Annotated in this window: 15 protein-coding genes; 9 read left to right on the top strand and 6 right to left on the bottom strand. The window is 57.7% G+C overall.

Features of this window, described 5'->3' with window-relative positions; all coding sequences use genetic code 11:
* Positions 1-41: 41 nt before the first annotated feature.
* The 6 genes from AAZQ98_RS05720 (at position 42) to AAZQ98_RS05695 (ending at position 6,077) form a co-directional block, all read left to right on the top strand.
* A complete protein-coding gene (locus AAZQ98_RS05720) occupies positions 42-1,451 on the top strand; it encodes a dipeptidase (RefSeq protein ID WP_434690473.1) in 1,410 nt (469 codons plus the stop codon).
* A 134-nt stretch (positions 1,452-1,585) separates the two neighbouring features.
* The gene (locus tag AAZQ98_RS05715; RefSeq protein WP_105658344.1) at positions 1,586-1,960 is read left to right on the top strand and encodes a HesB/IscA family protein; all 375 of its coding nucleotides are present in this window, start codon (positions 1,586-1,588) and stop codon (positions 1,958-1,960) included.
* A 214-nt stretch (positions 1,961-2,174) separates the two neighbouring features.
* Complete coding sequence (gene ctaC, locus AAZQ98_RS05710) at positions 2,175-3,056, top strand: aa3-type cytochrome oxidase subunit II (RefSeq protein WP_105658345.1); 882 nt, start codon at positions 2,175-2,177, stop codon at positions 3,054-3,056.
* Positions 3,057-3,058: 2 nt separating this feature from the next.
* Positions 3,059-4,777: an aa3-type cytochrome oxidase subunit I gene (ctaD, locus tag AAZQ98_RS05705; protein WP_105658346.1), complete on the top strand. Its 1,719-nt coding sequence runs from the start codon at positions 3,059-3,061 to the stop codon at positions 4,775-4,777.
* A 2-nt stretch (positions 4,778-4,779) separates the two neighbouring features.
* The gene (locus AAZQ98_RS05700) at positions 4,780-5,181 is read left to right on the top strand and encodes a cytochrome c oxidase subunit 4 (RefSeq protein WP_332504116.1); all 402 of its coding nucleotides are present in this window, start codon (positions 4,780-4,782) and stop codon (positions 5,179-5,181) included.
* 113 nt (positions 5,182-5,294) lie between these two features.
* Complete coding sequence (locus AAZQ98_RS05695) at positions 5,295-6,077, top strand: GntR family transcriptional regulator (RefSeq protein WP_434690470.1); 783 nt, start codon at positions 5,295-5,297, stop codon at positions 6,075-6,077.
* A gap of 1,057 nt (positions 6,078-7,134) precedes the next feature.
* Here AAZQ98_RS05695 and qcrB read toward each other — a convergent pair.
* The 4 genes from qcrB to ctaE form a co-directional block, all read right to left on the bottom strand.
* Positions 7,135-8,805 carry a cytochrome bc1 complex cytochrome b subunit gene (gene qcrB, locus AAZQ98_RS05690; protein WP_332728100.1) on the bottom strand — a complete coding sequence of 557 codons (1,671 nt, stop codon included), beginning with the start codon at positions 8,803-8,805 and terminating at the stop codon, positions 7,135-7,137.
* 2 nt (positions 8,806-8,807) lie between these two features.
* A complete protein-coding gene (gene qcrA, locus AAZQ98_RS05685; protein ID WP_434690467.1) occupies positions 8,808-9,857 on the bottom strand; it encodes a cytochrome bc1 complex Rieske iron-sulfur subunit in 1,050 nt (349 codons plus the stop codon).
* A gap of 71 nt (positions 9,858-9,928) precedes the next feature.
* The gene (gene qcrC, locus AAZQ98_RS05680; protein ID WP_105658352.1) at positions 9,929-10,723 is read right to left on the bottom strand and encodes a cytochrome bc1 complex diheme cytochrome c subunit; all 795 of its coding nucleotides are present in this window, start codon (positions 10,721-10,723) and stop codon (positions 9,929-9,931) included.
* A gap of 76 nt (positions 10,724-10,799) precedes the next feature.
* Positions 10,800-11,438 (bottom strand): aa3-type cytochrome oxidase subunit III, encoded by a 639-nt coding sequence (ctaE, locus tag AAZQ98_RS05675; protein ID WP_105658353.1) that lies wholly within the window; start codon positions 11,436-11,438, stop codon positions 10,800-10,802.
* Positions 11,439-11,724: 286 nt separating this feature from the next.
* Here ctaE and trpD point away from each other — a divergent pair, with 286 nt between their 5' ends.
* The gene (trpD, locus tag AAZQ98_RS05670) at positions 11,725-12,792 is read left to right on the top strand and encodes an anthranilate phosphoribosyltransferase (protein WP_434690463.1); all 1,068 of its coding nucleotides are present in this window, start codon (positions 11,725-11,727) and stop codon (positions 12,790-12,792) included.
* Between the two features lie 85 nt (positions 12,793-12,877).
* On the opposite strand, the gene AAZQ98_RS05665 is transcribed toward trpD, so the two are convergent.
* Positions 12,878-13,159: an Lrp/AsnC family transcriptional regulator gene (locus AAZQ98_RS05665; protein WP_105658354.1), complete on the bottom strand. Its 282-nt coding sequence runs from the start codon at positions 13,157-13,159 to the stop codon at positions 12,878-12,880.
* Positions 13,160-13,323: 164 nt separating this feature from the next.
* Between AAZQ98_RS05665 and AAZQ98_RS05660 the strand changes: the two genes are divergently transcribed.
* Positions 13,324-13,920: a sigma factor-like helix-turn-helix DNA-binding protein gene (locus AAZQ98_RS05660; RefSeq protein WP_105661274.1), complete on the top strand. Its 597-nt coding sequence runs from the start codon at positions 13,324-13,326 to the stop codon at positions 13,918-13,920.
* Entirely contained in the window at positions 13,921-14,463 is a 543-nt protein-coding gene (locus tag AAZQ98_RS05655) for a hypothetical protein (RefSeq protein WP_332486223.1), read from the top strand.
* On the opposite strand, the gene AAZQ98_RS05650 is transcribed toward AAZQ98_RS05655, so the two are convergent.
* Positions 14,452-14,826, bottom strand: coding sequence for a DUF3054 domain-containing protein (locus AAZQ98_RS05650; protein WP_434690462.1), 375 nt, complete (start codon positions 14,824-14,826; stop codon positions 14,452-14,454). The genes AAZQ98_RS05655 and AAZQ98_RS05650 overlap by 12 nt on opposite strands.
* Positions 14,827-14,919: the final 93 nt, after the last annotated feature.

The following is a 14,919-nucleotide window of genomic DNA, read 5'->3' as shown; positions in this document are numbered from 1 at the left end:
GGCGTGACATTCGATACGCGAGGAATTGCTAGGCTGAAGACATGACCGAAAATACTACCTTCGACGCTGTTGCAAGCGGCGTCGATATTGCCGCGCTAAAAAGCCACATCGAAACGAACTTCGAGAAGATCCTCGAAGAGCTCACTTCCCTGGTCGCGATCCCGAGCATCGCATGGGAATCCTTCGACCCGCAGAACCTGGAAAAATCGGCTGCGGCAGTGGCCGAATTGGCCAAGTCGGCCGGGATGGAGACCGTGGAAATCCTGCGCGAGCCTGCGCAGAACGGCGCTATGGGCGCACCTGCCGTGGTAGCCCAGCGCAAGGCGGCACCCGGAAAGCCAACCGTGCTGCTGTACGCACACCACGACGTCCAGCCTCCTGGCAACGAGGCGGACTGGAACACCCCGGTATTCGAAGCCACGAAGGTAGGGGACCGGCTGTTCGGCCGCGGTGCCGCTGACGACAAGGCCGGCATCATGGTCCACATCGCGGCGATGCGCGCCGTGCTTGACCTCATTGGCGATTTCGGCGTCGGCGTGACCTACTTCTTCGAGGGGGAGGAGGAAGCAGGATCCCCATCCTTCCGCAACTTCCTCGAAGCCCATCAGGACAAGTTGGCAGCAGATGTGATCGTAGTTGCCGACTCGTCCAACTGGTCGGTTGGAACCCCAGCACTGACCAGCTCGCTGCGCGGCATGTGCGCAGCGGAGATCACCGTTCGCTCGTTGAACCATGCAGTTCACTCGGGCATGTTTGGCGGACCAGTTCTCGATGGCCCGATCCTCGCCGCCAAGTTGATCTCCAGCTTCCACAACGAAGACGGTTCTGTTGCCGTTGCCGGCCTGGTTGCCAACGACATCGCTGAAGTCGACTTCGACGAAGCCGAATTCCGCAGGGACTCCGGCGTTCTGGAATCCTTCCAGCTTGCCGGCACCGGCAAGATCACCGACCGCTTGTGGAATAAACCAGCACTGAGCGTGATTGGTATGGATATCCCGAGTGTCGACCACTCGTCGAATACCTTGCTGCCGGCAACGCGTTTCAAGGTATCGATGCGCCTGGCCCCAGGGCAGAATCCTGCAAATGCGCTCAAGGCCCTTGAAGCACACGTCAAAAGCGTTGACCTTCGCGGCGCCGAGGTTGAATTTGTCGCCACCGAAGCAGGCAACGCCTACAAGGCGAACCTGGACGCTTCGGCAAATGACACTGCGCGCTGGGCGCTTGAACAAGCTTGGGGCGTTGTACCAGTGAATATGGGCCTGGGTGGATCAATTCCATTCATCGCAGATTTGCTGGAAGTTTTCCCGAAGGCGCAGATCCTGGTGACCGGTGTCGAGGATCCCGATTCGCGTGCGCACTCGGCCAACGAGTCGCTGCATCTAGGCGACTTCCAGCACGCAATCGAGGCTGAAGCCCTCATGCTGGCGAGGATCAACGCCAAGGGACTATGAACCGTGTCATACGGAGAGACGCAGGGGAAGAATTCTTCAGCGTAGCGACGTAGGATAGAAGCAAGAACAGAGGTGCCGGTTCCAGTAACAAATCTGGAGCTTGGTGCCGCATCGAGCAGTATGGGAGGAAAATCATGACTGCATCTGTTGACCAGACCAAGGGCGATCCAACCGAGGTGCCAACCCATGAGGTAGAGATTTCCGACGTGGCGGCGGACAAGGTTCGCTCGCTTCTGGAACAGGAAGGCCGGGATGATCTTCGTCTCCGCATCGCCGTGCAGCCAGGTGGCTGCTCGGGCCTTATCTACCAGCTTTACTTCGATGAGCGCATGCTCGACGGCGACGCGGTACGCAACTTCGATGGCGTTGAGGTCATCGTTGACAAGATGAGCGTCCCGTACCTCGCTGGCGCGTCCATTGATTTCGAGGACACCATCTCGAAGCAGGGCTTCACCATCGACAACCCGGCCGCATCGGGTTCCTGCGCCTGTGGAGATTCCTTCCACTAGGCCGTAGGGAACAAACGCCGCTGTTCAAACGTTGAAGAAATTTCTCGTTAGCACAGCGGCGTTTTTCGGCATTCTGACCCCAAAGAGGGTAAGCTCTACATTAAGTAGTAAAACTATGTTTCCCTTCGTGAGCCACCTCACCGTGCAACTCGTTTAAACCACGAGGTGACTTATGAAGACCACATTCTGCACCAACAAAGAGGAAGGGCCGTCTGTGAGTTCGCAAGACCGAACCGGCAGTCGCGGGTCCGCTAAAGCCAAAGTACTGGCTTTAGTCGGCACTGGCGCATTGCTGTTGACGGGATGTACAGCGGAGGCAAAACGCGGTTGGCTCCCAAACGTGGAGCGCGACACCACCAACCACACCGGGGCAATCCAGGATTTCTGGGTTAACTCGTGGATCGCTGTTATTGTCGTCGGCGTATTGACCTGGGGATTGATGCTCTGGTGCGTCATCGCCTACCGCCGCCGCAAGAACGATACGGGTTACCCGCGTCAGCTGAGCTACAACCTGCCATTGGAGATCTTCTACACGGCCATTCCTTTGGTCCTTGTTCTAGTCTTCTTTAGCTTCAACAACACCCTGGAAAAGCAGATCAACGCCCCTGTTGATTCTGAGGTCGTAGTCGATGTCCGAGCCAAGCAATGGTCGTGGGACTTCAACTACAGCTACCAGGGCACCGAGAAGTATTACGCCGGCGAACAGGCTCACCTGAACACCGATGGCTCGGAAGGCGTTCGCGAAGAACTGCCAACCTTGTACCTGCCAGCGGGCAAGTCGGTAACCCTTGAGCTGAATAGCCGCGATGTCATCCACTCCTTCTGGGTACCAGCCTTCTTGCAGAAGCTGGACATGATCCCAGGCAAGACCAACTACATCTACCTGACTCCACAGGTTGAAGGCAGCTACGACGGAAAGTGCGCCGAGCTTTGCGGCGAGTACCACTCCGAGATGCTCTTCAACGTCGAGGTTGTCAATGAGTCCGAGTTCAAGGCTCAGCTGGCAAAGATGGAAGATGGACACATTGGTGAAGAGTACGACCGTAAGCCAGATGTTGTTAACGGCGTCGTAGTAGAGCACGGGGAAGGAGAGTAATCATGACAACGTTTGAATATGCAACTGACGACGTGAAGTCGATTGCTCCAGCCGTAGTGCCGAAGTCCAAGGGTCGTCTGTTCGTCGACTACATTACTTCGACCGACCACAAGAAGATCGGGTACATGTACCTGATCAGCTCGTTCATCCTGTTCTGTGTCGGTGGCGTTATGGCGCTGCTGATTCGTGCAGAGCTGTTCGAACCAGGCATGCAGATCCTGCAGACCAAGGAACAGTACAACCAGCTGTTCACCATGCACGGCACTGTCATGCTCTTGATGTTCGCGACCCCGCTGTTCGCAGGTTTCGCCAACGTCATGATGCCCCTGCAGATCGGTTCCCCGGATGTGGCCTTCCCACGTCTGAATGCATTGGCTTTCTGGTTCTTCTCGCTGGGCTCGCTGATCGCTCTGGCCGGCTACCTCACCCCACAGGGTGCAGCTAGCTTCGGTTGGTTCGCTTACGCTCCGCTGTCGAACACCACCTTCTCGCCAGGAATCGGCGGAGACCTCTGGGTCTTCGGCCTTGCACTGTCGGGCTTCGGTACCATCCTTGGCGCCGTCAACTTCATCACCACGATCATCTGCCTGCGTGCACCTGGCATGACCATGTGGCGCATGTCGATCTTCTCGTGGAACACCCTGATCACCTCGTTGCTGGTCCTGATGGCTTTCCCGCCACTGGCAGCTGCGCTGTTCGCACTGGGTGCAGACCGCCGCTTCGGTGCCCACATCTTCGATCCAGAGAATGGCGGTGCCGTACTGTGGCAGCACCTGTTCTGGTTCTTCGGGCACCCTGAGGTCTACATCATTGCTTTGCCGTTCTTCGGCATCGTCTCCGAGATCTTCCCAGTGTTCTCCCGCAAGCCGATCTTCGGCTACAAGGGCCTGGTCTTCGCGACCATCTCGATCGCCGCACTGTCGGTTTCCGTGTGGGCACACCACATGTACGTCACTGGCTCGGTAATGCTGCCGTTCTTCGGCTTCATGACCATGCTGATCGCAGTTCCAACCGGTGTGAAGTTCTTCAACTGGATCGGAACCCTGTGGCGCGGCTCGATCACCTTCGAAACCCCAATGCTCTGGAGCATGGGCTTCATGATCACCTTCCTGTTCGGCGGTCTGACCGGTATTATCCTGTCGGCTCCGTCGCTGGACTTCCACGTATCGGATACCTACTTCGTTGTGGCTCACTTCCACTACGTAGTCTTCGGTACCGTTGTGTTCGCGATGTTCGCTGGCTTCTACTTCTGGTGGCCGAAGTGGACCGGCAAGATGCTCAACGAGCGTCTTGGCAAGATTCACTTCTGGTTGCTGTTCATCGGCTTCCACGGCACCTTCCTGATCCAGCACTGGCTGGGCGTTATGGGCATGCCACGTCGCTACGCCGACTACATGCCTGAAGATGGCTTCACCACCATGAACCAGGTTTCGACCGTCTTCGCATTCATTCTGGGTGCGTCGATGATTCCATTCTTCTGGAACGTGTGGGTAACCCACCGAAACGCCAAGAAGGTCGAAGTTGATGATCCATGGGGCTTCGGCGCGTCGCTGGAATGGGCAACTTCTTGCCCTCCACCACGACACAACTTCCACTCGATCCCTCGCATCCGTTCCGAGCGTCCGGCACTGGATCTGCACCACCCGGAACTGAGTGGACGGGTAACCCCCGAAACTCCGGTTGCGAAGATCTTCGGCTCGGCTGACCAGAAGGACGTGTAACGATGAAAGTTGAATCCTGGATTTTCCTGGGTGGCGTCTTCTTCTTCACCCCAGTAGCGATTGTCTACGGTTACATGACCAACTGGAGCGAATGGGTCGGATTCCTGGCATTGCTGATGCTGGTCGGATTGTCCGCGATGGTAGGTGGCTACTTGCTATTCACCGCTAAGCGCGTTGGCAACAGGCCCGAGGACCGCGTGGATGGCGAAATCCACGAGAACGCCGGCGATATCGGAATGTTCTCCCCATGGAGCTGGTGGCCATTGGTCCTGGCTTCGGCTGCAGCGATTGGCTTCCTTGGCCTCGCTGTGGGCTGGTGGGTCTTCTTCATCGGCGCCGGTTTGGCCGTCGTTGGCGTGACCGGCTGGGTTTACGAATACAGCCGTGGCGATCACGCTCACTAGGCAGTAACCCTAACGGGACGACAAGCAATTTTGCTTGTCGTCCCGTTAGTCTTTTAATAGGGGTTCCTCGATGGCGATAGGCCGTCAGGATATTCAGATCAAGGAGAAGCAGCATGCGCCACGCACCGCAGCCACATGTCCAGGCGCACCTTGATCCGGCCAGCCGGCAAAGCAAGTACCGGCAAATCCGAGAGATTCTCAAGACCCATGCGCGCGAGGCCTGCAAACCCGGCTACAAGCTTCCGCCCGAACGCGTGCTGGCAGAGCACTTCGGCGTGGCCCGCAAGACCATCCGCCAAGCCATCGATGCCTTGGTGGATGAACAAGTGCTTAAACGCGTGGTGGGAATCGGCACGTTCGTCGTGCCCGAAAAATTGGACCTTCGTGTCCGCCTGCATTCCTACTCTGAAGATATGATGCGCCGCGGCATGGTTCCCGATGCCCATGTACTCGAATTCGCGGAGATCAAAGCCAGCGCCACCTTGGCCTCGCAGCTGATGTTGGAGGAGGGTACTGCAGTCGTCCAGTTCAAACGCCTGCTGCTGGCCGATGGCACCCCCATGAGCCTGGACGAGAACTATATGCCTGCCGATCTCGTGCCTGGCTTTGTGGATGGCGAGCCGCCGTCCAAGCTCTATCAGGCATTGCACGAGCGCTATGGCATCTTGCTCGAATGGGGTGAGGACCAGGTGGAAAGCACTGCGGCGAGCAAGCGGCAAGCCGTGCTTTTGGGCGTAGAACCAGGCTTCCCGCTCCTGCAGATCACCCGGTATGCCTACATCGGCGATCGGCTAGCCGACTACTCGGTCTCGCTCTACCGCTCAGACCGCTACAAGCTCTTCGTGCCGTTGCAGCGAGTGGGCACACGCACGCCTCGCTACACCGATACTTTCTAGGCCTAGCCTGGCCATGCGGCCGGCTGCTTCGATTTCAACGGGCCAGTACCAGGCAAACCCGCCAACCATGCCCAGGGATGCCATATCTGCCGTTCAAGGTGGTTCCGGGCATCAACTACTGAATAAGCACTCCCGCAGCCTGGTCCGCCGGTATGGAGCTATAGCAGGAGCAAGTAGGTCTCCGGCACACGGAAGAAAACCTCGGCCCAAGCTCAAAGCCCCTTCAAGGCAGCAGGACATGGAATGTCGACGGAAGTTGAAAAGTGGACACTCCAGCCGCCCTGTCCAGTGGGAAACCAGCCACACTGGTGCGATAGGCCGCAGCGAAGATCCAATATATCCCTAGATCACACAGTCCTGTTTGCAGCGAGATTCTGCCATCCGGTCGATGCGTCCAGAGTTATTCCGTCATCCAATTCAAACGATTCTGAAGCAGGACTGGAGGGCATGGTGCCTGCCGGGCATTCTTTCTGGCAGGGGAGCAGCATTGGAAGAACGCCCCGGCCATCGGCTCGGCCATGCCGAGCGCCAAAACGGGAGTCGAAACTGCTGCATCCGAAGTCTTGGCGAACGTGATTGCGAAACTGAGCTCGTCCTCAGCCTGGAGGGCCTTCGCTGGAAAGACGAATGCACTGTTCAGCTCTCCGTTCCGGTTCGGCCCGGGACGATTCCGGGCAGCTGCGCCTGTCGCAACTGGCATTGGCGTGCCGCATTCGATTCCAGCCAATCCGGAATGGCTGCACTGCAGGCCGGCAGTAGCATTCAGCCCCGAACGGCATTTCTGACTGCCTTGCCAAACACGATGGCCATTTCTTCTCCGCACTGGGGAGCGCAGCTCGATACGCGGCTGGGGGAGCAGCATCGGACTTTCCACCCTGAGCACCCGGCAGTGCCAGATGCCGTTCTAAGCCACTGGAATCTCGATGGGCGTCAAGCATGCGTCTTCGGAGCGCTCACCGGCGCTAGGCTCACTGGGACCCTTGGGAAAGCCGGGTTAACGAAAGGAGGGACACACCTTGCGGTGTGTCCCTCCTTTTGTGACTAACTCAGGTCGCTATTACTTGGCGATCGAGTCCTGCGTGTCACCCTCAACCTCATGGTGGCCGTGGGCTGCATGAGCAGCTTCCAGCTCCGATGGGGTTACCGGGGCGACGCGATCTTCGAAGAAGAACTTCGAGATTGCTGCACGACGCTTCTCCGAACCGGAGACGTGTCCTGCTGCGTCAGGCTGAGCCGGGATGTACTGGCGATCAACGTAGTTGGTCAGCAGGTAACGCTTGTAGACGTCGACTTCCTCGTGCTTCTCCGAGAAGCCGCCCTCAGGCGACATCTGGATGATGCCAGCTTCGCGGCCGTGCAGGACGATCTCGCGATCCTTGCGCTGCAGCGACAGGCAGATACGGCGGGTCAACCAGAAGGCGAAGATTGGGCCCAGGAAGAACAGCGTACGCAGCCAGTAGGTGACATCGTTCAGCGACACGTGGAAGTGGGTCGCGATCAAGTCCGAGGATGCAGCAGCCCACATGACGCAGTAGAAGACTACGCCGGCAGCGCCCACTGCGGTTCGGAATGGAGCGTTGCGTGGACGGTCGAGCAGGTGGTGCTCGCGGTTGTCCTTGGTGATCCAGCGTTCGATCCACGGCCATGCGAACATCACTGCGAACAGTGCGCCTGCAGGAACCAGTGCTGGCAGCAGTACCGACATCACCAGGGTGTTATCGCCCCATGGGAATGGAATGATCCATTCGAAGCTGAAGTTGCCCAGGTAACCTGGCATCAAGCGCAGCGCGCCATCGACGAAACCGATGTACCAGTCCGGCTGGGTACCAGCCGAAACAGGGGATGGGTCATATGGACCGTAGTTCCATACCGGGTTGATCTGGAACAGGCCAGCAATGAAAGCCACGATGCCGAAGACGATGAAGAAGAATCCACCGGCCTTGGCTGCGTATACCGGACCAACCGGGAAGCCAACAACGTTGTCGTTGGTGCGGCCTGGGCCAGGGTACTGGGTGTGCTTGTGGGTCACGACCATGAACAGGTGCACAACGATCAGCAAGATGATGACCGCAGGAACAATCATGATGTGCAACGAGTACAGTCGCGGAATCACGGTATCGCCAGGGAACTCGCCGCCGAAGAAGAACATCGACAGGTAGGTGCCGACGATCGGCAGTGCCTTCATGACGCCATCGATAATGCGCAGGCCGTTACCGGACAGCAGATCATCTGGCAGGGAGTAGCCGGTGAAGCCGGCAGCAAGACCCATGATCAGCAGCACGCCGCCGACAACCCAGTTCAGTTCACGTGGGCGACGGAATGCGCCGGTGAAGAATACGCGCAGCATGTGCACGGACAGGGAAGCGACGAACAGCAGGGCCGACCAGTGGTGTACCTGTCGCATGAACAGGCCGCCGCGCACGTCGAAGGAGATATCCATGGTCGAGGCCATAGCCGTCGACATGCCGATACCCTTCATCGGTACGTACGAGCCGTTGTAGATGACGTGAGCCATCGACGGATCGAAGAAGAAGGTCAGGAAGGTGCCCGAGAGCAGCAGCAGTACGAAGGTGTACATTGCCACTTCGCCGAACATGAACGACCAGTGGTCCGGGAAGATCTTGCGACCGAATTCCTTGACCATGCCCGAAGCGCCGACGCGGGAATCCACGAAGTTGGCGATGCGGCCGGTAGCGGTCGATGCCTGGTATTCGTTAGTCGTCGTCATGATTAACCACGCTCCCAGTAGGACGGGCCAACTGGTTCGTGGAAGTCGCTCTGAGCTACCAGGTAGCCCTCGGAGTCCACGGTAATTGGCAGCTGTGGCAGTGCGTGGCCAGCTGGGCCGAAGATGACCTTGCATTCCTGCGTCAGGTCGAAGGTCGACTGGTGGCAAGGGCACAGCAAGTGGTGGGTGTGCTGCTCGTACAGAGCAATCGGGCAACCCACGTGGGTGCAAATCTTGGAGTATGCGACGATGCCGTCGACGTTCCAGGTTTCGCGTCCCTCGGAGATCTGCATTTCCGATGGATCCATGCGCATCAGCAGAACGACGGCCTTGGCCTTTTCGTTCAGCGGGTGCTCGGTCTCGTTGAGGCCTTCTGGGATCACGTGGAATGCGGAACCGATCTGCACATCCGAAGCCTTGATCGGGGTACCGGATGGGTCGCGGGTCAGACGGATGCCCTTGTCCCACATGGTGTGGCGCAGGGAATCAATCATCTCGTTCGCGGTGTTACCGGTGCGATCCAGGTCGCGGAACATGAAGATTGCTGGGATTGGCGCCAAGGCGATGGCACCGATCAGGGTATTGCGGATCAGCGGACGACGCTTGATGCCGGACTCTTCGAGCACGGTATCGATGATTTCGACGGCATCCTGGCGATCTTCTTCCGAGCGGATCTCGTGGCGCATTTCCATGAGCTCGTGATCCGGCATCAGGGTCTTGGCCCAGTGAACAATACCCACACCGATACCGAGCATCGCGAAAGCGGTGCCCAGTCCCAGTGCAGCGTTCTGCACACGCAGTTCAGCGAAGGTCATCTCGCCCAGGTGGCCCAGGACGAAGTAGGCCACGAAGAAGAAGAGCGTGCCGATGATGGAGATGGTAAATAGGAGCGCTACTTGACGCTCATGTCGCTTGGCTGCGCGCGGATCGCGGTCTGCGAGACGCGGACGATGGGGTGGTAAGCCCGGATCTGGGAATCGATCCTGAGCTACATCGTCAGCCTTAGCAACGGTGCCCGAGTTTTCGGGACTGCCGTGACTATGGTCGCCCATGTTTCTCTCTCATCCTTCTGTTAGGAATTTATGTACGTAGTGATGGTTACGGCCGAGGCCGCGGGTTTGCCTTAGGAAGGACGCGAGGTCAACCAAATGGTGAAGGCAATGATGATACCCAGACCTGCGGTCCAGGTGAACAGGCCTTCAGCAACTGGACCCAGGGAGCCCAGGGCTGCACCGCCAGCGGAACCATTTGCTTCAATGGTCTTCAGGAAGGTGATAACGTCACGCTTCTCTTCTGGGGTGATGTTCGAGTCGTTGAACACTGGCATGTTCTGTGGGCCGGTAGCCATCGCTTCGTAGATGTGCTTCTCGGATACACCGGTAAGGGTTGGTGCGAACTTGCCGCGGGTCAACGCGCCACCGGCAGCAGCCGCGTTGTGGCACATTGCGCAGTTCACACGGAAGACGGTGCCACCGTGGGCGGCGTCGCCCTGGGTGGTATCCAAGTATTCCTCATCAGGGATCGCTGGGCCTGCACCCAGGCTTGCAACATACGCTGCCAGCTGGGAGATCTGCTCGTCGTCGAACTGTACTGGCTTGACCTGGGCCTGCGGGCCCTGCATCTGCATCGGCATACGGCCGGTGCCGACCTGGAAGTCAACAGAAGCCGCGCCAACGCCGATCAGCGATGGACCGGAGTCAGAGCCTTCGGCATTCATGCCGTGGCAAGTAGCGCAGTTGGCGACGAAAAGCTTCTGACCTTCTTCTACATCGGCCTGCGATGCAGAAGTGGTCTCAGCTGCCTTCGCTTCGCTGATGTTACCGGCTGCAGTGTAGAGACTGCCGGTAATCAGCAATCCGAACAGAAGCAGGGCCACAGCGGCGAGCGGGTGGCGGCGCTTTTTCGAAAGAGCCTTCACTTGCTGGTTCCTCACTTAGTTTCTTTGGTGTGGTGTTGCCGTACTTCTTGTTGAGGCAACTAATGAATTTAAGTTGCTACTTCAAGAAGTAGATGATCGCGAACAGGGCGATCCAAACAACGTCAACGAAGTGCCAGTAGTAGGACACAACGATGGAGCCGGTTGCTTCGAAGTGACCAAACTTCTTAGCCAGCATCGCACGACCAATGATCAGCAAGAATGCAATCAGACCACCAGCGACGTGAATGCCGTGGAAGCCGGTCGTAATGTAGAAGGCCGAAGCGTAGGAGTTCGAGTCGAATGCCACGCCCTCGCTAACGAGGACAGCGTATTCGTAGGCCTGAACCGAAACGAAGATCGCGCCAAGGATGAAGGTAAGAATGAACCATTCGATCATTCCCCATTCCTTGAAGTTGAAAAGCCCACCGGAACGGCGAGGCTTGAATTCTTCGGCACGGAACACGCCTAGCTGGCACGAGAACGAGCTGGACACCAGGATGATGGTGTTAACCAGCGCGAACGGTACGTTGAGCTTGGCAGTTTCAGTCGCCCATAGTTCGGGCGCGGCAGCCCGGAGGCTGAAGTACATGGCGAAGAGGGCGGCGAAGAACATGAGCTCGCTGGAGAGCCACACCATCGTTCCCACCGACACCATGTTTGGGCGGTTCGGCGCATGTGGCGCCGTCGTATTTGGGGCATGAGTCGCAGTTGTCACACTGACATTATGTCTCTAAATGCCCCTCAGATACCAATGCAAAAGCGGGTTGGCAGAGGTTTGTTGCGCCACATCTTGGCAACATCCGCGGAAACATGCGGAAGTACAGAGAAAACTCTTTCTACAATTCGTAGAGCTTCATCCGGCGAGTCTCACGAAACAATCACTTATGCAACGAAAGTGTTTCGTATTTATCCCCAGAAACTAGGCAATTTTAGCGACCTGAGCCACATCATCTAACGACATGAATTGGGTAGCGCCCCGGTGTCTGGATAGGCTTTCCCATGTGTCAACGAGCCTTGTAAACGAAAAGTTCCCGACGTGGCCAGATCTATTGGCCACCCTGATCAACGGTGGCGATCTCAGCCGCGAACAGGCCGCTTGGGCAATGAATGAGATCATGTCCGGCGAGGCGAGCGACGTTCAGATTGCCGGGTTCCTGGTTGCACTGCGATCCAAGGGTGAAACCGTGGCCGAATTGACCGGCTTGGTGGACTCCATGGTCGCCAATGCGCGCCCCTTGACTATCGATGCACAAACTTTGGACATTGTGGGGACCGGTGGCGATCGCCAGAACACCGTCAACATCTCAACGATGGCCACCCTGGTGTGCGCTGGCGCCGGCGTGAGCATAGTTAAACACGGCAACCGCGCATCCTCTTCGTCCTCGGGTTCCGCCGACGTGCTTGAAGCATTGGGCGTCCGCCTGGAGGTACCAATCGAGCGCCTTGTAGAGGTGTACGACAAGGTTGGGATTGCGTTCTGCTTCGCCAACGTCTTCCACCCCTCGATGCGCCACGTTGCCGGAGCACGCCGTCAATTGCGCATACCAACCGCTTTCAACTTCATGGGCCCGTTGACCAATCCCGCATTGCCCAGCGCATCCGCCATCGGCTGCTCCGACATGGTCATGGCACCAATCATGGCGGGCGTTCTTGCAAGCCGTGGCGTGCGTGGCCTGGTCTTCCGCGGGGATGACGGGCTGGATGAACTAACCACCACTGCAGCTAACCGCGTCTGGGAAGTACGCGACGGCAAGGTCACCGAGTTCACGTTCGATGCCCAGGACGTGGGATTCGCCCGTGCGACGCTTAATGATCTGCGCGGTGGAGATGCGCTACATAACGCAGGGGTTGTACGAGATGTCATCTCGGGGACTCCCGGACCCGTTCGAGATGCGGTCCTCCTGAACGCGGCTGCCGGAATGGTGGCTTACAGCGATACTGCTGAAGGCAGTTTCGAAGACCGCATGCGGGCGGCGATTGGGAAAGCGGCGCATTCCATCGATTCCGGTGCGGCGAAGGCGACCTTGGAAGCCTGGTCCTCAACGACCCAGGCGATCGTAGGCGCGTAGCACCGTCAGATGCCAACAAAGCCGGTCTTTGGTTCGCGATTGTACAATCGCTGAACCGAAGGCCGGCTTTGTTCGTGAAAAGTCCTTAGTCGCCTAGGCCAAGGGAAAAAGCTGCTTCAAGATCATGTTCCGAATATGCGCGGAATGCAATGTGGGTCTGGGTGCCGCGGATGCCTGGAATCTTGGAAAGCTTATTGGCAATGACTTCGGCAAGGTCCTCGTGCTTGTTGACTCGTGCAATTGCAATCAAGTCCCAGTCGCCTGCTACGGAATAGACTTCGCTGATGCCCGAGATTGCGGAGATCTGCTTAGCGCATTCAGGGATACTGTCCGTTGCAGTCTGGATCATGACGAATGCGGTGACCATCACTGTGCCTTTCGGTTCTAACTTGTCGCCTGCCAGGCGGCGGCTGATCTGGAATCAACTCTAGTCGAAAAGCAGCGAATGAGAGGCATGGGCGCATCACTCCACTTCGCATACTACAATGATTTTAATTTGTAGATTAGGATACAAAGTTTTAGAATTGTTCCATGATTGTGTTGACCATTGACCAGCGGCGTTCCCGTTCCACCGAAGATAAGGTGGAGGCTCTAGTCAAGCAAGCTAATGCTACCGTTCCAGTGGTTCGCCCCTTCCAGCGAACCGCCGGCGATGAAGTCCAAGCAGTCTTGGATAACGCCAACGAAGCAATTCGCTTGGCAGTGATGATGGCAGCTTCAGGGGACTGGAGTGTCGGCATTGGCTTCGGGCAAGTCGAAACGCCACTGCCCGAAGAAACCCGTGCCGGCCGGGGGCCTGCCTTTGAATATGCTCGTGTCGCAGTTGAGCGGGCAAAGAACACCAATGCGCATCTAGCTGTTCATGGACCGTCGCATGAAGCCACCCGTCTGGAAGCCGAGCTCCAGCTGACTGCCTGCATAGTTTCAAAGCGACGGGCCACGGCATGGGAAGCGGGCACTCTGGCCGACGAAGGCCTGACCCAGCAGCAGATCGCCCAAGAATTAGGAATCACCCAGCAGGCTGTCTCTTCTCGTCTGTCGGCCGCGCTATGGTTTGAGGCGAACCGAATGATGGATGAAGCTGCCAAATCGCTGAACCGACAGCTGAAGATGCTAAAGGAGCAGTAAATGCTTTGGATCGCTTGGGGGAGTCTGAGCCTGGCGGCGTTTGTCTCTTGCATAGCTGCCTACCTTGGTTATGCCATGGGCAAACGAGCTCGTGTCCGCGACTGGCTAGTTGTGGGCTCTGCCCTGTTCGCCATTCTCTCGGCCCTGCTGGCAGTTGCTTCTCAAACTTCGTTGGAGCAGAAAGGGCTTTCGCCGGTGTACGCGATCGTCCTGAGTTCCATCTTTGCCATTAGTTTCGGTGGCCCGTTTACGGAACTCGTTTTCCGGCTTGCTGCGAAGAATGATGTCGAGCTCCAAAAGGAGGAGTCCGACCCGTCACCGCTTCGAGGCGGGCTGTGGATCGGACTCCTGGAGCGCACGGCCATCGTTGGAAGCCTCTGGGCCGGTTGGCCGGAAGGCATTGCCGTCGTCTTGGCGGTTAAGGGTCTTGGCCGGTTCTCTGAACTGAAAAACCATCGCGCCGCCGAACAGTTTATTCTGGGGACTTTCGCCAGCGGTCTCGTCGCTGCCGGTTCCTACGGGCTCGGCCTGCTATTTACCTAGCCGCTTAGCCACCATTGAGGTAACCAGCCGACGCCCCATCAAGAATGCGCCCAGAACCAATGTCGCGACGATGATGAAGGGGAGTGCCGCAGTGGAATCCATGGCAACGCGAAGCGCAAGGCCCGCTGCTACGGTCACCACCCAAACCAGTACGCCAACAGGGAAGAGATTGTTGATCGTGGTCCAAGGCTTGGACAGCAAGGTCACGACGACGTAGGCAACCAAGAACGGCAGGGCGGTCATCAGGATGCCGCCAATGCTCAAGGCATGTTCGTGTTCACGTCGACCGAGCAGGGCGAATAGAACAATGAGAACAACGTCGACAGCCATCCACAGCGGCCACTTACGAATAGAATCCTTCATGTACTCATCATAGGTTTACCCCGGTGTCCGTGAGCAATTCGGCGTTGGCTGGATCGTTGTCGGTTCAGACACAGAAGGTCGCCGTCGAGGCTC

Origin of the sequence: Glutamicibacter sp. Je.9.36, assembly GCF_051129975.1 — a bacterium.
In the GTDB taxonomy this organism is placed as follows: domain Bacteria; phylum Actinomycetota; class Actinomycetes; order Actinomycetales; family Micrococcaceae; genus Glutamicibacter.
This window is presented reverse-complemented; position numbering and strand designations above follow the sequence as displayed.